This is a genomic window from Sporosarcina soli (assembly GCF_042655805.1).
Taxonomy (GTDB): Bacteria; Bacillota; Bacilli; order Bacillales_A; family Planococcaceae; genus Sporosarcina; species Sporosarcina soli.
On record NZ_JBHSNO010000007.1, the window covers coordinates 112,099 to 129,239 of the forward strand.

Sequence of the window (17,141 nt, forward strand, 5' to 3'; positions counted from 1 at the left end):
CTATAAAGGGGGTTGTGGGAAATGGATGCGAATGTGATTAGGCAAGAAGTCGAGACGACATATGAAAAGGTGAAATCGTTGGCAGGTTGGACGGTGGACAAAAATGTCGTTCTGACGATTACATCGTATTACGTCACATCGGAGAGGGAGTTCGACGCGGAAAGTTTAAGTCGCGCGATGGATGAGCTGAAAAGTCGATCGGGTTGGCTTTCTCCACTACGTGGCAATTTGCTTCCGATGCTGGCCGCTTTTCTCGATCAACCCGGCACGGATATAAACGAAGAGGTGGCACGGCTTTTTGCCAAGCAACAAGTGTTAAAAGGAATGGGTTTCCGCAATACAATCCACTCCTATTTGGCTGCGCTCCTGTTAACAGACGATCCGGATCTGTATGAAAATGAAGCGAGGCAAGCTAAAAAATTGTTTGATGCCATGAAAAGGCAGCATTTCTTCCTTACGTCCGATGATGATTATGCTTATGCTGTATTGCTCGGAAAAAGAGGTGAGGATGCGACTGCGCATGCGAAAGCGATGCGCGTCTATTACGATGCATTGCGTGCGGAAGGATTCCGTGCAGGCAATGAACTGCAATGGCTTGCCCAAGTGATGACGTATATACATATTGAATTTGACGAGAAACTCGTATCACGCGCGGCGGAAGTCCTAACGCAATTTAAGCAAAGTGCGAAAGTCCGTCCTGTCCATTATCCGATGATCGGCTTTTTAACAGTTTTCGGAGTGGACGATCAAGAAGTGAGTAAAATTATTGAGTTGACGCTTACATTGGAAAGCGCCAAACCGTTCAAATCGAACCGGGAAATGGCGCTGTCGATCGGGATTGGTTATATTATGCATATGCTGACGGAAAACGCGGAAGAGGCAACGATCAGTTTGGCCACTTCTGTAGAGTTGATTGTCCAAGCACAACAAGCGATCATGGCTGCCACAATTGCGGCAATGGCAGCTTCCACATCCACCAATTCCTCAAATTCATAGCACGTCGATCTTAAAGATTTCATTCTGAACAAGAGTGGGGTCTTTTTTTTATCTTCATTCAGCAAATGTTTTTGTACTGAAAGCGAAGCGTCAGCTACAGAAGACTCCCACCTCTGTAGTTGACGAGATGAATGTTTATTTTGTTTCCTGTTCAGTGGGTATTCAAACGCCCGCTGAACGAATGATGGAAGGCAGTCTAAGTGCGCGACGTCCTGCCGCAACGACTGCATGACCAACATCCTGTAGGCCTGCGGATGTCACAGATTTTGAAAGGAGTCAAGGAAGGCAACCTAAGTTCGCCGCGTCCTGCGGCAACGGTTGCATGACCAACATCCTGTTGGCCTCAAGCTCGATTCAAAATCTGGACGCAATTACGCCGAGGCGTAATTGATTTTTCTTGAAAATGCATATTGTCCAAGACTGTTCGCATATTAACAGTAAGAACTTGAATATAGTAGACGTAGCACGCAAAGTGAGGCGGAAAGTTCTATTTCTAGCCCTAAGGAGGGGATTTTCCTGGGAAATCCAATAATAGAAATAGAAAATTTGCGAACATCATTTAGGATCCAAGATGAGTACTACGCTGCGGTAGATGGTGTTTCGTTAACGATCCATCGGAATGAAATTTTGGCGATTGTAGGCGAATCGGGTTGCGGAAAAAGCGCCTTGGCATTGTCCATTATGGGGCTTCATCCTACAAATACTACGAAGTTGGAAGGGCAAGTGAATTTTGAAGTTCAAAACTTGTTGGAGTTGGCTCCAGCTAAGCTGAATAAAATCCGTGGGAAAGAGATCGGGATGATCTTTCAAGAACCGATGACAGCGCTCAACCCGTTGGCAACGATCGGCAGACAAATTGAAGAGTCGATGGATACTCATTTGAAGTTATCATCGGCGGCTAAGAAGCGGCGTACATTGGAACTGTTGCGTCGTGTCGGTATCCAAAACGAACAACGTATCTACCGGCAATATCCGCATGAGCTGTCGGGAGGCATGAGGCAGCGCGTTGTCATTGCGATTGCACTAGCATGTGATCCAATTCTTCTCATTGCGGACGAGCCGACAACGGCCTTAGACGTAACGATTCAGGCGCAAATTATGGACTTGATGAAAGAACTGCAAACCGAAAGCCAATCAGGCATCATCCTGATCACCCATGATCTCGGTGTCGTTGCGGAAATGGCGGATCGTGTCGCTGTCATGTATGCAGGTGAAGTGGTGGAACTGGCGGAAGTGAGAGAGCTTTTCACTCACCCGCTACATCCTTATACCCGTTCCTTATTGCAGTCCATGCCGGCTAGCCGGAAAGTGAAGTCGAAACTTCATGTCATTGAAGGGGTTGTTCCTTCCCTTCAGAAGCTTGACCGCATCGGTTGCCGATTTGCCCCGCGCGTTCCATGGGTTCCTGCATCGAATCATGAAGCGCATCCGACATTGCATGAAGTCCGATCGGGCCATTTTGTTCGTTGTACATGCTATAAAAACTTCCATTTCCCTGTGGAAAGCGAAGGAGTCGTGCAAGATGTCTTTACTGAAAATAAATAATTTACAAGTGCATTATCCAATCCGTGGCGGATTTTTTCGTACAGTTGTCGACTATGTAAAAGCAGTTGACGGGGTCAGTTTTGAACTGCAGCAGGGCGAGACATATGGGCTTGTCGGCGAATCCGGTTGTGGAAAGACGACGACGGGACGGGCCATTATCGGCCTGAACCGCGTGACAGGCGGGGAGTTGTTGTTTGAGGGGAAAAATCTTGCAAGACAAAGCCGTTCAGCGAGGAGAAATCATGTAAAGGATATTCAAATGATTTTCCAAGATCCTTATGCTTCGTTGAATGCTCGGAAAAATGTTTTAAGTATTATCGCAGAACCGTTACGCAATTTTGAACGGCTGTCGCCGTATGAAGAGCTGAAAAAAGTACAAGCGCTTGTGGAACGCGTAGGACTTAGCCCGGAGGCGATCTATAAGTACCCGCACCAGTTTTCAGGTGGTCAACGACAACGGATCGGCATTGCGCGGGCATTGTCGTTAAATCCGAAACTGATCATCGCGGATGAACCGGTGTCCGCATTGGATGTGTCTGTACAAGCACAGGTGTTAAATTTTATGCAAGAGATTCAAAAGGAGTTCAATTTGACCTATCTGTTTATCTCGCATGACCTAGGCATCGTCAAACATATCTGTGATCGGATCGGCATTATGTACCGCGGTCGTTTTGTGGAAGAAGGCACGGTAAACGATATATATAACAACCCGCAACATCTTTATACAAAAAGGTTGATGGCGGCCATTCCTGAAATGGATCCGGACAAGCGTTTGGAAAAGCGATATCTTCGTCAAATGATCCACGAAGCCTACCGAACAGAGTATGACCGTTTTTTCAATAAAGATGGACGGGTGTTTGATTTGAAGAAAGTATCAACTACACATTCCGTTGCATTGCAGTAAAGGAGGAGAACGATGACATGTTGACTTTTATGATAAGAAGATCATTGATGATGATTCCGCAGCTCCTCCTTCTCAGTATCGTCATCTTTGTATTAGCAAAAGCGATGCCAGGGGATGCGGTGACGGGTGCATTTATCGGCAATCCGGATGCATCCCCGGAAGAGATGGAAAAAATCCGTGACAAATTTGGATTGGATGAACCGTGGTACGTCCAGTATGGTTTGTGGATCGGGAAAGCGGTGCAAGGCGACTTTGGGATGTCCTATGTTCATCAGCAGCCTGTCACTTCGCTTTTGGGGAGTCGAATTGCCAATACGGTCCTGTTGTCGTTTTTCACATTGGTCGTCACCTATCTGATCGCCATTCCGCTCGGCATTATTGCCGGACGCTGGACGGACTCCTGGGCGGATAAACTCATTGTCACGTATAACTATTTTGCCTTTGCCACACCTACTTTTGTCTTTGCACTGCTCATGCTATTTTTGTTCAGCTTCGTGCTCGGTTGGTTTCCGACGGGCGGAAGTGTCGATATACGGGTGGAGGAAGGTACATGGGATTATGTCGTCAGTAAAGTGCAACATTTAGTGTTGCCGGTCCTATCGGGCGCCATTCTCTTTACATTCGGGACGATCCAATATTTACGCAATGACATGATCGATACGAAATTGAAAGACTTTGTCAAGCTGGCCCGAGCAAAAGGGGTGCCGGAATCAAAAGTGTATACACGTCATATTTTAAGGAATTCCCTGTTGCCGATTGCCGCTTTTCTCGGGTACGAAATTACCGGTTTGATTGCCGGTTCGGTCTTTATTGAATCCATTTTTAGCTACCCTGGAATCGGACAGCTTTTTATTCAATCCATCAGTTCACGTGATTTTACAGTCGTTACGGCTCTCGTCATGATTTCAGGTGCAGCGGCGATTGTCGGGACGATGCTGTCGGATATTATTCTGAGCATGGTCGACCCACGTATCCGCATTGATTGATGGAAAAGGAGGGGAAGTAGGAGTGGTTGCTGTAGATGATAAGAAAGTAATGAAAAAAGTAAAAAAGAGTTATCCATCTTTTATAGAAACAATTTGGCGTGAAATCAGGCATGATAAAACGGCACTCGTCTCTCTGATCCTGTTGCTCATCATCTTGTTTTTAGCCTATCTCTCTCCCTTTTTCATCGATATGGTCCAGCTGATGCGTATCGATTTTTTTAAAATGTACCAACCGCCCTCTGCCATACATTGGCTTGGAACGGACGACGGGGGAAGGGATGTATTTGGCCAGTTGCTGATCGGGACACGAAACTCCTTTACCATCGGCATTTTGGTAACACTGTTATCCGGCTGTATCGGACTCGCCTATGGGCTTATTGCCGGTTTCTATGGTGGCGTTGTCGATTCGATCATGATGCGGATTGTTGACTTTCTTATGGTGTTGCCTTCGTTGATGTTCATTATCGTTTTCGTTGTCGTTGTTCCGCATTATACCGTGTGGAGTTTTATCCTCATGATGAGCGCTTTTTCATGGTATGGGAAAGCGCGGCTCATCCGTTCCAAAGGACTGGCCGAGCGGGAAATGGATTACATTCATGCTTCCAAAACTTTTGGGACACCGAGTTGGAAAATCATGCTGTTCGAAATGTTTCCCAACTTAAGTTCGCTCGTCATTGTCAATATGACGCTGACACTTGCAGGGAATATCGGGTTGGAAACGGGGCTGACATTTCTCGGCTTCGGCCTTCCTGCAGGAACGCCTTCTCTCGGCACATTGATCAGCTATGCTAAAAATCCGGATATTGTCCAAAATAAGTGGTGGGTATGGTTGCCCGCGGCTTTGCTTATTTTAGTCATGATGTTATGCATCAATTACGTCGGACAAGCGGTGAAACGCGCTTCGGATGCCCGCCAGCGATTAGCCTAGAAGAAGGAGGTTTACAATTGAAAAAGCGACGAATGCTTCTTATGAGTTCACTTCTTGTTATCGTCGCGAATTTAGCTGCCTGTTCAATGCAACGGGGTCAAGCGGAAGAGAGACAGGTGGCTCCCGAATTCCCTTTGAAAGTGAGTAACGTATTGCCCGCAATGGAAGACGGTGAGTTAACGTATGCCCTCGTTTCGGACACGCCTTTTGAAGGAACGTTGAATCGCGTCTTCTATTCGGGCAGTCCGGATGCGACGGTGATGCAGTTTTTTGATGAAAGTCTGCTTGCGACGGACGCGGAATTTTTGATCACGAATGAAGGGGCAGCAACGTATGAGATTTCGGATGACAATAAAACAATCACATTGACCATTAAAGACGGCGTGAAGTGGTCGGATGGGGAACCGGTCAAAGCATCCGATCTCCTGTATACGTATCAGCTACTCGGGCATCCCGATTACGTAGGGACCCGCTATACGTTCATGGTGTCCAATGTCGAGGGCATGCCCGCTTATCACAATGGGGAGACGAAAGAAATTTCCGGCATTTCCGTGTCAGAGGATGAAAAAACGATCGCCATTACATTCACGGAAGCGACACCGTCCATGCTGTCGGGGATTTGGACGGTTCCGACTCCAAGGCATCATATTGGCGATGTCATGACGGGGGAAGTGACCATCGAGGACATCGTGTCTTCTGACAAGATCCGGAAAAATCCAATCGGTTTCGGTCCGTACAAAATTACGAAAATTGTTCCGGGGGAATCCGTCCTGTATGAGCGGAATGAAAGCTATTGGAGAGGACGACCTGCCTTGCAATCGATTGTCCTGAAAGTGGTCAGTTCCGCATCCATCCTTGAAGTGTTAAAAAAAGGGGAAGCCGATATTGCATCCATTCCGGCGGATCAATATGAGAACGCGAAAGCGATCGATAATATTGAAATCCTTGCTGATGTGGATACATCCTATACGTATATCGGGTTTAAACTCGGTAAATGGGATGCGCGTACAGGGGAAAATCGACTGGATCCAAATGCTAAACTGGCGGATAAGCGTGTCCGTCAAGCGATGTGGCACGCGATGGATACAAAAACGATCGGCGAAGTGCTATACCATGGGCTGCGTTTTCCGGCTACATCGTTGATCCTTCCGATCTTCAAAAACTTTCACGATGCCAGTGTGAAAGGTCGTCCGTACAACCCAGAAAAAGCAAAAGCGCTGCTAGATGAAGCGGGATTTGTCGATGTGGACGGTGATGGTTTTCGTGAAGATGCGGAGGGCAATAAGCTTGTCCTGCATTTCGCATCCATGTCTGGTGGGGAAATGGCGGAACCGATTGCCCAATATTATATTCAAAACTGGGCGGATGTCGGGCTGAATGTAAAATTGGTGGACGGGCGCTTACACGAGTTCAACTCGTTCTATGACCGAGTGCAAGCGGATGATCCGAAAATCGACCTATTCCAAGCCGCATGGGGAACCGGGACAGACCCCGATCCTGCAGGCCTATACGGACGGCAAGCGGCATTCAATTATAGTCGCTACACAAGCGCAAAAAATGATGAACTGCTTGCGGCAGGAACATCTGAAAAAGCATTTGACATCAACTATCGCAGAGACATTTACAATGAATGGCAACAATTGATGTGGGAAGATGTACCGATCGCTCCGACAGATTACCGCTATTCTTTGATTGGTGTGAATAAACGTGTCGTCAACTTCTCCATCGACCCCGCTTCCGACTATAGTCTGCCGTGGGTTTGGGGAGTAGCGGAATAAGTTCAATGAACAGGCGTCATCTGGGGAACCGGGTGGCGTTTTTTAGGTGAGTTCGCCGATAAGTGAACGAGGAACGCCGATATATAGGTGTTGAGCGCTGATAAAGGGGTGCCGAACGCCAATATTTACATAGTAACCGCCGATAAGTGATTAGCAAGCGCCAATATATAGAAAGGTGGGATTTACTTTGGTATTCGGTCCAAGGCGTGATTGATCTACTTACGATAAAAGGACTTCCGGGCAGAAGTAGAGAATGTATACAAAATGGGCTACTTTACAACGGACTAAGATCGAAAGGGTTGTGTATTAATATGAAAATAAGGCCACAGCGTTTGCAACAAGGAGATACGATTGGTATTATTGCGCCATCGAGTCCGCCGAATCAGGAAAGTCTCGAAAAATCACTCGCATTTCTTGAACAACTTGGATTGAAATGGCGTTTTGGGAAAAATGTCAAAAATGTACACGGCTTTCTTGCAGGAACGGATGATGAGCGCTTAGCGGATTTGCATGACATGTTTGAAGATCCGACGATTAAAGGCATCATTTGTGCAGGCGGAGGCTATGGATCTGCACGTTATACGGATCGGATCGATTTACAGCTCATGCAGGAAAACCCGAAAATCTTTTGGGGATTCAGCGACATTACGTTCCTACATACGGCGATGGGGCTTTATTCGAATTTGGTGACATTCCATGGTCCGATGCTTGCCTCATGTGTGGGGAAGGAGTCGTTCCATGAGTTGTCCGCGAAAATGTTTCAACAATTGTTCGAGCCGATGGAACTTCATTATACAGAAGCAATTACTCCTCTTGAAACAGTGGCGGGTGGCATCGCAAGAGGCGAACTCGTCGGCGGGAATTTATCCTTGCTCGTCAAAGGGATGGGGACGAAATTCGAGTTGGATACAAAAGGGAAGCTTTTGCTGATCGAAGATGTCGGTGAGGAACCTTATCGAGTCGATGGCATGTTGAACCAGCTGCGCATGGCCGGTAAACTGGCGGATGCTGCGGGAATCATCATCGGCGATTTTGCGGATGCGGAACCAAGGAAAGGAAAGGACTCTTTGACGCTTGCTGAAGTATTCGACCATTATTTTGGAAATCTAGGGATTCCTGTCGTCAAAGGCTTTCAAATCGGTCATTGCCAACCCCATTTCGCTGTGCCGCTCGGCGTCGACGCCCAGTTGGATGCGAATGAACGGACCTTGACCATTTTGCCGGGGGTTGAATAAACAAGCGAACTGCATCGTTGAAGAAACGGACTTTAGGATCCATGCGTAGTGGAATTGGATCCTAAAACCCTTCTTTGTTTGATAACCATTTTTTCAGGGTATTTTGTTATGGGAATAGATTTGATTTCAGATGGCAAAAATGGATGTATGATTATTGACTCGAAAAGAAGAATAGATGATTGGAAAACGAGTAAGACGATGCTTTGCAATGCATAAAGTTGAAGAAATCGGCGTCAGGCTATATAATAGATTAGTCATCGACAAACCTCGACAAACTCTTCTTAAGCCCGATTCCATAGGGTTCCAACCGACCGGACAACAGTTCCGAATTGCATGCTCATGCAACTATATAAAAAACATTAATTAAAAAAAAGAAAACGAAGTACGTGAATTATCTGAATCAAAAGAGATTTGGATTTTTTATCTTTATTCAACGGGTATCCAACCAATCCTTGAATAAGAAAAGGCAGGTTAAGTTCGCTACATCCTAAAAGGAAAGTGTCTTAATTTCTGCAAAGATCGCAGCAATACGGCAAATCGAACCCTTCACTGTTCGATTGGCAACGCCTGTATTTAGGCCTCAAGCGCAATGTTGGACGCAATGATGCCGTAGCATAATTGAATAAATAAAAAAGAGGTGCTTAGAATTGAAGTTATCGCCAGTTGAACAGGAAAAATTGCTGTTACACGTTGCAGGTGAGCTTGCATTGAAGCGTAAAGAACGCGGTGTGAAGTTGAATTACCCGGAAGCGGTTGCGCTCCTCAGCCATTACATCATGGAAGGCGCGCGTGACGGGAAAACGGTTGCGCAGCTGATGAGTGATACAAAGCATGTGCTGACAGTGGATGATGTCATGGAAGGCGTTGGCGATATGATCAGCGATGTACAGATCGAGTGTACGTTCCCGGATGGCACAAAACTCGTAACCGTCCATAATCCGATTCAATAATAAGGAGGTCATTTTTTTGATTCCAGGAGAGATTAGACCAGCAGAAGGCTTCATCGAAATAAACGTCGGGCGCCCGGTTAAGACAATCCGTGTGTCCAATACAGGCGATCGTCCGATACAGGTTGGTTCACATTTTCACTTCATCGAGGTTAATAAGTTTCTTGAGTTCGACCGTGAACAGGCGGTCGGGATGCATTTGAATATTCCATCGGGGACGGCCGTGCGTTTTGAGCCGGGTGAGGAGAAGGAAGTCGAGTTGACGGAGTTCGGTGGCAAGCGACATGTTTTCGGTTTGAACAAGTTGACGGAAGGCTCTACGCATAATAAGGATGAGATTTTGGATAAAGCGATTGAGGGTGGCTTTAAAGGAGCTGAGGATAGTAAATGAGAGTAACACATGATCAGTATGCAAAAATGTTCGGTCCGACAGTAGGAGACAAAGTGCGTCTTGCGGATACGGACCTGTGGATCGAAGTTGAAAAGGATTACACGACGTACGGTGATGAAGGCGTTTTCGGTGGTGGGAAATCTTTGCGTGTCTCTATGGGGCAAAACGGCAAAAACGTCCGGGATGAAGGTGTGCTCGACACAGTGATCACGAATGTAGTGATCATCGACTACACAGGGATTGTTAAAGCGGATATTGGCATTAAAGATGGCCGCATCATCGGCATTGGTAAAGCCGGAAATCCAGACTCCATGGATGGCGTGGACCAAGATATGATTATCGGGGTCGGAACGGAAGTGTATGCAGGAGAAGGGCTGATCGCGACAGCGGGTGCCATCGACACACATATCCACTTCATCAGCCCGGAGCAGGTCGAGACAGCACTTAACGCTGGAACAACAACGTTTATCGGCGGTGGAACCGGCCCGGCAGCGGGCTCGAAAGCGACCAGCGTCACACCGGGCGTGTGGCATCTTCACCGGATGCTACAAGCGGTTGAAGATTTGCCGATCAACGTCGGTCTTCTTGGGAAAGGGAGTGCATCCGTTCCTGAACCGATTGTTGAGCAAGTCCGTGCCGGCGCGATCGGCATGAAAATCCATGAAGACTGGGGTGCGACTCCAGCTGCACTCGACCAGAGCCTTTCGGTAGCGGATGAGTATGATATCCAAGTGGCCTTGCACTCCGACACGCTCAATGAGGCTGGTTTCGTCGAAAATACGATTGAAGCGATCGATGGTCGTGTCATCCACATTTTCCATACGGAAGGAGCGGGCGGCGGTCACGCACCTGACCAGTTGAAATTGGCAGGGCATCCGAATATCTTGCCGGCATCCACGAATCCGACAAAACCGCTTACGACGAATACGATCGACGAGCATTTGGACATGCTCATGGTTTGTCACCATTTGAAACATGATGTACCGGAAGACGTAGCGTTTGCTGATTCACGTATCCGTCCGGAAACGATTGCAGCAGAGGATATCATGCAAGATCTGGGAATCCTCAGCATCATGTCATCCGACTCACAGGCAATGGGCCGTGTTGGAGAAGTGACGATTCGTACGTTCCAAACAGCAGATAAAATGAAAAAACAGCGTGGCCCACTTCCACAAGATGAAGGAAAAGGGAATGATAATTACCGCGTTAAGCGTTATATTGCAAAATTAAATATCAACCCTGCGATTGCACAAGGGATCAGCCACGAAGTTGGTTCACTTGAAGAAGGAAAACTGGCGGATATCATCCTTTGGGATCCGGCATTCTTCGGCGTGAAAGCGGAAGTCGTCATTAAAGGCGGTATTGCTGTCTATGCGATGACGGGCGACCCGAACGCATCCATTCCGACACCACAACCGATGATGGGGCGCCGCATGTACGGCTTCCATGGTAAAGGGCCGCAAAACGCAGCGATGACATTCCTGCCGAAAATCGCAGTGGAGGAAGGTCTTCCTGAAGAACTCGGCTTGAAGCGGATGATCGGCACAGTGAAAAACTGTCGGAATATCGGCAAGAAAGATATGAAGCATAATAGCGAAACACCGGACATCGATGTTAATCCAGAAACCTATGAAGTGAAAATAGATGGCGAATTGGCGACTTGTGAACCGTTAAGCGTTCTGCCAATGGCGCAACGTTATTTCCTATTTTGAGCGAATTATTAATTACCATTTGAAGTAAAGGGACGCGAATCACCCAGAAAAGACAGGTGAAATGACAAGTAGAAGATTTCACCTTGTCTTTTCGAATATTGTTGTGAAGGAGAATGCACAATGCTGATTACAAAAGTCATTGGAAATATCGGTACGGAAGAAGAAGTTGCAGGTAAAAAGACAGAATGGCTTGAACTCGACTGGGAAGAGTTGAGTAAACGCATTTTGCGCAGGGAAACAGATCATGGCACGGATATTGCGCTGGCGCTCGAACAATCTCATGAAGATCAAGAACACGATCATGACCATGATGACCACGACCATGATCATGGAGACCAAGGTCACCATCATCACGAACGCCAAACCTTGCAATATGGCGATCTTTTATATGAAGATCACGAACGTCGTATCGCTGTGCGCACGAAAATGGAGCCGGTCATTGTCATCCGTCCGAAAAATATGACGGAAATGGGCAAGACAGCGTTCGAACTCGGCAACCGCCATACACCTGCACTTATTGAAGAAAATGAAGTGATTGTACGTGCAGACCATACGCTGAACAAATTATTGGACGAAGTGGGTGTCGACTATGAAACAACTGAAAGACGCTTCAAACAACCGTTCAGATATCGCGGACATTCCCACTGATTCCGCGTTGCTACGCCTGTTCCAAATTCATGATTCCGCCTTTCCAATTGGTTCGTACACCCAATCATATGGGATGGAAACGTATATCCAGGAAGATCGAATTCGAACGAAGGAAGATTTGATTAACTATTGTACGTCCTTTCTTTTCCATAACTTGGTATATGGGGACGCGATTTTAATCCAGGCGGCATACGCAGCAGCCGAAGAGCGGGATATTGAAAAACTGCTTGAACTGGAGCAGCTTTGCGGGGCAATCAAACTGGCGAAAGAATCACGCGATGCCAGTGTGAACCTTGGCAGGCAATTTATCCGGACGGTATCACCGCTTGGTACAGATGATTTCCTAGCTCAGTGGAAAGAACGGATGGAAACAAAAGAAATCAAGGGACATTATGCTGTCCTTTACGGCATATACAGCGCGACGACAGGTGTGAGTGTCCATCATGCGGTGTTGACCTATCTGTTTGCTTCATTAAACGGGCTCGTTCAAAATGCGGTCCGTGCGGTACCTTTCGGGCAAAACACAGGTGTCCAAGCGATGTATGAATTGATCGATCGCGTGACGGAAGCGGCTGATTTGGTGTCAACATTGACAGTGGATGACCTTAGCAATAACGCGCTAGGCATCGAGCTTGCTTCGATGAAACACGAGTATTTATTCTCAAGATTGTTTATCTCTTAATTTTGGAAGGAGTTTTTCAATATGAAACCAGTACGTATCGGCATCGGTGGTCCAGTAGGATCGGGGAAAACATCACTCGTCGACCAACTGACACGTGCGATGCATAAAGACTATAATGTGGCGGTTATCACGAATGATATTTATACACGTGAAGACGCTCAGTTCCTGATCAACAACGGTATACTTGAAGAAAATCGTATTTTAGGGGTTGAAACAGGTGGTTGTCCACATACGGCCATCCGTGAAGACGCATCGATGAACTTTGCGGCGATCGATGAATTGAAAAATCGTTTCAATGACCTTGATATTATTTTCGTAGAAAGCGGCGGCGACAACTTGTCCGCGACATTCAGCCCGGAACTCGTTGACGGTTATATTTATGTTATTGACGTGGCAGAAGGTCAGGACATCCCGCGTAAAGGCGGTCCGGCATTGACGCGCTCTGATCTGTTGTTGATCAATAAAACGGAACTTGCTCCGCATGTCGGTGTTGACCTTGAACTGATGGATAGCGACGCTAAAAAAATGCGCGGTGGTCGTCCGTATATCTTCACAGACGTCAGAACGCAGAAAAATATCGATAAAGTCGTCGACTGGATCAAGCACAGCATGTTATTGGAAGGTGCGGGCTCCGCTGGTTCCGATGATTAAGCCGTCGCGTGTCAACCATCACGGCAAGCTCGATATAGCATTTGAGCCAAGACGGGGCTACACGCGCATGCCGCATGTATACCAGCAACCCCCGTTGAAAGCGAGTCGGGAATTGTACGAAGGTAAAGACCCGACAGCTACCGTCTACATCATGGAATCATCAGGCGGGATGGTTGCGGGAGACCGCAATGATATTACAGTCAAACTCGCGCCGGATAGCCAGGCGCGTCTCGTTCAACAATCCGCATTGAAAATCTATCCATCCCATACAGGCGATACATGCTTCTTGACCATCGATGTTGAACTGGGAGAACGCTCGCGTTTGGAATGGATGCCGGAAGTGCTCATCCCGTTCGAAGATGCCAAGTTCCAGGTGGACACCACCCTTCGCATAGCGGGAGATGCCACGGTCATATGGGGTGAGATTGTCGCGCCGGGACGCGAAAAACGCGGCGAAATCTTCGCCTATCAATCATTCCGCTCCAATTTCAAAATCCTAGTCGAAAACGAACTACTCGCTTTTGACACGCTCCATTTTTCACCACGCGATGTGCCATTTGCAAGCATTGGCGTTTTGGAAGAAGCGATGTACGTCGGCTCCATCTGGCTCGTCTCCCCGAAAGCAGACGATATCGATGTGCGTGCACTACAAGAAACATTGCGTGTCGAAAAAGGCTTAAAAGCAGGGATTACACGATTGGAAGGAAACGCTATCCATTGCAGATGGCTTGCAGTGGATCAGTGGACGATGCAAGAAGAAATGAAACGGCTATACGCGCAATTGGCGAGTATGGTATGAAGGGCACTCCGGTTAGGGGTGCCTTTTTTGAAATGGTGGCGTTATGTTATTTAGTTTTTGGAAACGATCATTTTTTCCAGATTTTCATTAAAAAATTGGTTGCCCATCCATAGCAAGATGAAGCAATGAAAAGCACAACGATCAGATAAGCATAGCGTAGGAAAACTGGGATATGGTGTTCTTTCATGAAACTGGCCGAAGTCAGTATAATAATGACCAGCATCACAATCAATGGAATAAAAAGACCAATTTGTATAACCAACTGGCGAAAAGACGTAGCCCGGATGGTGTCCCGAAATTTCACTGCCTTAATTAAAAGAAAAGAAAATAAAACAATCGAAAGGTATTCCTTTGCTATAAAAAATAAGATAACCCCCAAAAATATGAGGAGCCAAGTAATTTTTTCATATTGCGTGTCGATGAATTTTAGCATGGAGGGCCTCCCAATAGGTATATACTATATCTACGGAATACTTTTGCTAAAGTTTCCTTTATCATCAAGAGATACTGTAATGCTACGAAGGAGAGAGTTATATGTCAGAAAGTAGACCGATGAGCCAATCGCGCACCATCCAGACAAAACTGGTTTTACCGCTGGATTCGAATCACTTGCAAACGATCTTCGGAGGGAAGGTGCTCGCCTATATTGATGAACTTGCCGCAATCACAGCCATGAAGCATTCTAACAAGGCAGTGGTCACTGCCTCAATCGACTCAGTCGACTTCCTCTCATCTGCTCATGTAGGAGACATCCTTGAACTCGAAGCAATCGTTAGTTCTACGGGCCGTACCTCAATGGAAGTGTTTGTAACTGTCCAGTCCATAAATCCAGTTTTAGGTGAAACAAAACGGACAACCGAAGCATTCTTAACGATGGTTGCGATGGATGAAAACAATAAACCGGCACCAATTCCTGCCGTTTTTCCTGAAACGGAATATGAGAAGAGTTTGTTCGAAACAGCTCCTGCACGCCGCGCACATCGGAAGTTGCGGGGAGAGTTGAAGCATTGATTTTAAAAAGCCTGCAATAAATTGTGGGCTTTTTAAATTTGCAGAGATTTAAGTCGAGTAATTTTCTTTTAAATTTTTAATTGACTTACCATTCTATTTGTCTTACAATATGATAAAGTGATAATTAGTAAAATACAGAAGATTGGAAAGGGTGGTTAGCTAAAAAAAGTGCGAAGCTAAAAGTGATATAAGCTTAGAGGGAGGGAACGCTTATGAATTATGAAGAAAAGCTTGAAAGTATGGGGTATAAACTTTCGGCACAAGCAAATAAACGTATATTTGAAGATGGCGTTCGTATTGGCAATTTAATTTTTATATCTGGCAACGCAGCAAAGGTAGATGGAGTCTTAAAGTATCAAGGAATTGTAGGAGATACAGTTTCGATGGAAGAAGCACAAGATGCGGCCAAAATTGCGTTTGTTAATTGTCTAGCTACCGTGCGAAATATGATGGGAAGTCTCAACTCTATTAAAAAAATAGTCAATATAAAAGGTTATGTGGCGAGCACACCAGATTTCATAGAGCAACCGGAAGTGATGAATGAAGTGTCCGCTTTTGCATTAGAAGTCTTCGGTGAAGTAGGGAGACATAGTAGAGTTTCGCTGGGCGCAAGTTCGCTTCCCGGAGGGACTCCTGTAGAAGTTGAAATCATTGTGGAAGTGGAATGACCGGCTAGAGGGAATGGATTTGAAATAAAAATGAAAAGGGGTATCGAATGATGGAAAATGTATTAACAAAAACGAGAAAAGAACTGTTGGAAGATTTACCACTAGGGATTAAACAGTTATTTACAAGCATCACGCATTTAAAAGAAGGAGAAAAGGTGCTTGTAATTACCGATGAAAATAAAAAAGAAATCGGAGAATTTGTTTATAAATATGCAAAGGAATTCTTTGAAACGACTATGATGGTAATGCCGACAAGAGAAGGCCATGGAGCAGAGCCGACTGAAGCTGTTCGGGCAGCAATGAATAATTGCGATGTGGCTTTCGGAGCGACAACTTATTCGATGTACCATTCAAAAGCGCGTTTGGATGCGAGTAAAAATGGGAGATTGCGTTGGGTTGGGCTACAGGATTACGCTCTTCATATGTTTGAAAAAGGCGGCCTTACAGCTGATTTTGACGAGGTTAAAGAGGTCATTGATCGAGTTTCTGAGTACTACCAAGGTAACACATTTAAACTGACTGCTCCTGGTGGTACTAATATGGTGTGCAGTGTTAAAGGGCGTAAACCTGTTTTCGATTATGGAACATCGAGAGAGCCTGGTTCAGCTTCATTTCCACCCAATGCAGAAGTGGCTCTTGGTCCAGTCGAAGGTACAGCAAATGGTGTATTAGTATTTGACGGAAGTATTCCTCATCCGCTTTTAAATTTACTTGATGAACCTGTTATATGCAAAGTTGAGAACGGTTTCATTACAGAGATTACGGGCGGGCGAGAAGCAGACATTCTCCGGAAAATTTTGGCTGATTTCAATGATCCGACGGTGTATAATATCGCAGAACTTGGCCTCGGATTAAATAAAGAAAATTATTTGTGCGGGCACATGGCTCCAGATGAAGGTTCACTTGGAAATATTCATATTGGGATAGGGAAAAACTTGAACTTTGGAGGACATGTAGATTCCCCGCTGCATCTTGATTTGGTCATTAAAGATGTAACAGTTGTAATCGATGATTGTAGCCTCATGAAAGATGGCGAATTATTGGTCTAACCGAGCTGTTTTGAAAAGCTTTTTATAGGCATGACGAATAAAGAGGCAGGAAGGGAGGGAGGCCCCCCTATATTGTAAGGGATTGTATTAAAAAACATCCATCCACATTGTTACAACGTAAAAATTCTGTCCATAGCTGGATAAATTAAGTTATGGAATAAAATTACTTGTCGGAGGGTAAGCGCTTACAGATGAGTGGTAGGCATTTTAG

General features: G+C 46.0%; 18 protein-coding genes. 17 read left to right on the forward strand and 1 reads right to left on the reverse strand.

What is annotated here, in order from left to right:
- Positions 1-21: 21 nt before the first annotated feature.
- The 14 genes from ACFPRA_RS14210 to ACFPRA_RS14275 all read left to right on the forward strand — a co-directional run bounded on the left by ACFPRA_RS14210 (position 22) and on the right by ACFPRA_RS14275 (position 14,202).
- Complete coding sequence (locus tag ACFPRA_RS14210) at positions 22-996, forward strand: DUF4003 family protein (protein ID WP_381435900.1); 975 nt, start codon at positions 22-24, stop codon at positions 994-996.
- Between the two features lie 546 nt (positions 997-1,542).
- Complete coding sequence (locus tag ACFPRA_RS14215) at positions 1,543-2,541, forward strand: ABC transporter ATP-binding protein (RefSeq protein WP_381435903.1); 999 nt, start codon at positions 1,543-1,545, stop codon at positions 2,539-2,541.
- Entirely contained in the window at positions 2,519-3,445 is a 927-nt protein-coding gene (locus ACFPRA_RS14220; RefSeq protein WP_381435905.1) for an ABC transporter ATP-binding protein, read from the forward strand. The genes ACFPRA_RS14215 and ACFPRA_RS14220 overlap by 23 nt, the downstream gene beginning before the upstream one ends.
- Before the next feature lie 17 nt (positions 3,446-3,462).
- Complete coding sequence (opp4B, locus tag ACFPRA_RS14225) at positions 3,463-4,431, forward strand: oligopeptide ABC transporter permease (protein WP_381435908.1); 969 nt, start codon at positions 3,463-3,465, stop codon at positions 4,429-4,431.
- Positions 4,432-4,453: 22 nt separating this feature from the next.
- Positions 4,454-5,359 carry an ABC transporter permease gene (locus ACFPRA_RS14230; RefSeq protein WP_381435910.1) on the forward strand — a complete coding sequence of 302 codons (906 nt, stop codon included), beginning with the start codon at positions 4,454-4,456 and terminating at the stop codon, positions 5,357-5,359.
- Between the two features lie 17 nt (positions 5,360-5,376).
- Positions 5,377-7,137 carry an oligopeptide ABC transporter substrate-binding protein gene (gene opp4A / locus ACFPRA_RS14235; protein WP_381435914.1) on the forward strand — a complete coding sequence of 587 codons (1,761 nt, stop codon included), beginning with the start codon at positions 5,377-5,379 and terminating at the stop codon, positions 7,135-7,137.
- A gap of 311 nt (positions 7,138-7,448) precedes the next feature.
- Positions 7,449-8,372, forward strand: a complete 924-nt coding sequence (locus ACFPRA_RS14240) for a S66 peptidase family protein (protein WP_381435917.1) — start codon at positions 7,449-7,451, stop codon at positions 8,370-8,372.
- Between the two features lie 647 nt (positions 8,373-9,019).
- Positions 9,020-9,322 (forward strand): urease subunit gamma, encoded by a 303-nt coding sequence (gene ureA, locus ACFPRA_RS14245; RefSeq protein ID WP_239390080.1) that lies wholly within the window; start codon positions 9,020-9,022, stop codon positions 9,320-9,322.
- Between the two features lie 16 nt (positions 9,323-9,338).
- Entirely contained in the window at positions 9,339-9,710 is a 372-nt protein-coding gene (locus ACFPRA_RS14250) for an urease subunit beta (protein WP_381435921.1), read from the forward strand.
- Positions 9,707-11,422, forward strand: a complete 1,716-nt coding sequence (ureC, locus tag ACFPRA_RS14255; protein WP_381435923.1) for an urease subunit alpha — start codon at positions 9,707-9,709, stop codon at positions 11,420-11,422. Before ACFPRA_RS14250 ends, ureC begins: the two co-directional genes overlap by 4 nt.
- 120 nt (positions 11,423-11,542) lie before the next feature.
- A complete protein-coding gene (locus ACFPRA_RS14260; protein ID WP_381435926.1) occupies positions 11,543-12,070 on the forward strand; it encodes an urease accessory protein UreE in 528 nt (175 codons plus the stop codon).
- Positions 12,012-12,752: an urease accessory protein UreF gene (locus tag ACFPRA_RS14265; RefSeq protein ID WP_381435928.1), complete on the forward strand. Its 741-nt coding sequence runs from the start codon at positions 12,012-12,014 to the stop codon at positions 12,750-12,752. Before ACFPRA_RS14260 ends, ACFPRA_RS14265 begins: the two co-directional genes overlap by 59 nt.
- A 21-nt stretch (positions 12,753-12,773) precedes the next feature.
- Positions 12,774-13,403, forward strand: a complete 630-nt coding sequence (gene ureG, locus ACFPRA_RS14270; protein ID WP_381435930.1) for an urease accessory protein UreG — start codon at positions 12,774-12,776, stop codon at positions 13,401-13,403.
- Positions 13,396-14,202 (forward strand): urease accessory protein UreD, encoded by an 807-nt coding sequence (locus ACFPRA_RS14275; RefSeq protein ID WP_381435932.1) that lies wholly within the window; start codon positions 13,396-13,398, stop codon positions 14,200-14,202. The genes ureG and ACFPRA_RS14275 overlap by 8 nt, the downstream gene beginning before the upstream one ends.
- Before the next feature lie 67 nt (positions 14,203-14,269).
- On the opposite strand, the gene ACFPRA_RS14280 is transcribed toward ACFPRA_RS14275, so the two are convergent.
- A complete protein-coding gene (locus tag ACFPRA_RS14280) occupies positions 14,270-14,635 on the reverse strand; it encodes a hypothetical protein (protein WP_381435935.1) in 366 nt (121 codons plus the stop codon).
- Positions 14,636-14,736: 101 nt separating this feature from the next.
- Here ACFPRA_RS14280 and ACFPRA_RS14285 point away from each other — a divergent pair, with 101 nt between their 5' ends.
- From ACFPRA_RS14285 to ACFPRA_RS14295, 3 genes are all read left to right on the forward strand, one after another.
- Positions 14,737-15,213, forward strand: a complete 477-nt coding sequence (locus ACFPRA_RS14285; RefSeq protein ID WP_381435937.1) for an acyl-CoA thioesterase — start codon at positions 14,737-14,739, stop codon at positions 15,211-15,213.
- 212 nt (positions 15,214-15,425) lie between these two features.
- Positions 15,426-15,881 (forward strand): RidA family protein, encoded by a 456-nt coding sequence (locus ACFPRA_RS14290; protein WP_381435939.1) that lies wholly within the window; start codon positions 15,426-15,428, stop codon positions 15,879-15,881.
- Between the two features lie 50 nt (positions 15,882-15,931).
- Positions 15,932-16,930 carry an aminopeptidase gene (locus ACFPRA_RS14295; RefSeq protein WP_381435942.1) on the forward strand — a complete coding sequence of 333 codons (999 nt, stop codon included), beginning with the start codon at positions 15,932-15,934 and terminating at the stop codon, positions 16,928-16,930.
- Positions 16,931-17,141 lie beyond the last annotated feature (211 nt).

What these genes read in the sequence shown, in the direction of transcription:
- ACFPRA_RS14210 (WP_381435900.1), top strand. Translation starts at nt 22, where the DNA reads ATGGATGCGAATGTGATTAGGCAAGAAGTCGAGACGACATATGAAAAG.
- ACFPRA_RS14220 (WP_381435905.1), top strand. Translation starts at nt 2,519, where the DNA reads ATGTCTTTACTGAAAATAAATAATTTACAAGTGCATTATCCAATCCGT.
- opp4B (WP_381435908.1), top strand. Translation starts at nt 3,463, where the DNA reads ATGTTGACTTTTATGATAAGAAGATCATTGATGATGATTCCGCAGCTC.
- ACFPRA_RS14240 (WP_381435917.1), top strand. Translation starts at nt 7,449, where the DNA reads ATGAAAATAAGGCCACAGCGTTTGCAACAAGGAGATACGATTGGTATT.
- ureC (WP_381435923.1), top strand. Translation starts at nt 9,707, where the DNA reads ATGAGAGTAACACATGATCAGTATGCAAAAATGTTCGGTCCGACAGTA.
- ACFPRA_RS14260 (WP_381435926.1), top strand. Translation starts at nt 11,543, where the DNA reads ATGCTGATTACAAAAGTCATTGGAAATATCGGTACGGAAGAAGAAGTT.
- ACFPRA_RS14265 (WP_381435928.1), top strand. Translation starts at nt 12,012, where the DNA reads ATGAAACAACTGAAAGACGCTTCAAACAACCGTTCAGATATCGCGGAC.
- ureG (WP_381435930.1), top strand. Translation starts at nt 12,774, where the DNA reads ATGAAACCAGTACGTATCGGCATCGGTGGTCCAGTAGGATCGGGGAAA.
- ACFPRA_RS14275 (WP_381435932.1), top strand. Translation starts at nt 13,396, where the DNA reads ATGATTAAGCCGTCGCGTGTCAACCATCACGGCAAGCTCGATATAGCA.
- ACFPRA_RS14280 (WP_381435935.1), bottom strand. Translation starts at nt 14,635, where the DNA reads ATGCTAAAATTCATCGACACGCAATATGAAAAAATTACTTGGCTCCTC.
- ACFPRA_RS14285 (WP_381435937.1), top strand. Translation starts at nt 14,737, where the DNA reads ATGTCAGAAAGTAGACCGATGAGCCAATCGCGCACCATCCAGACAAAA.
- ACFPRA_RS14290 (WP_381435939.1), top strand. Translation starts at nt 15,426, where the DNA reads ATGAATTATGAAGAAAAGCTTGAAAGTATGGGGTATAAACTTTCGGCA.
- ACFPRA_RS14295 (WP_381435942.1), top strand. Translation starts at nt 15,932, where the DNA reads ATGGAAAATGTATTAACAAAAACGAGAAAAGAACTGTTGGAAGATTTA.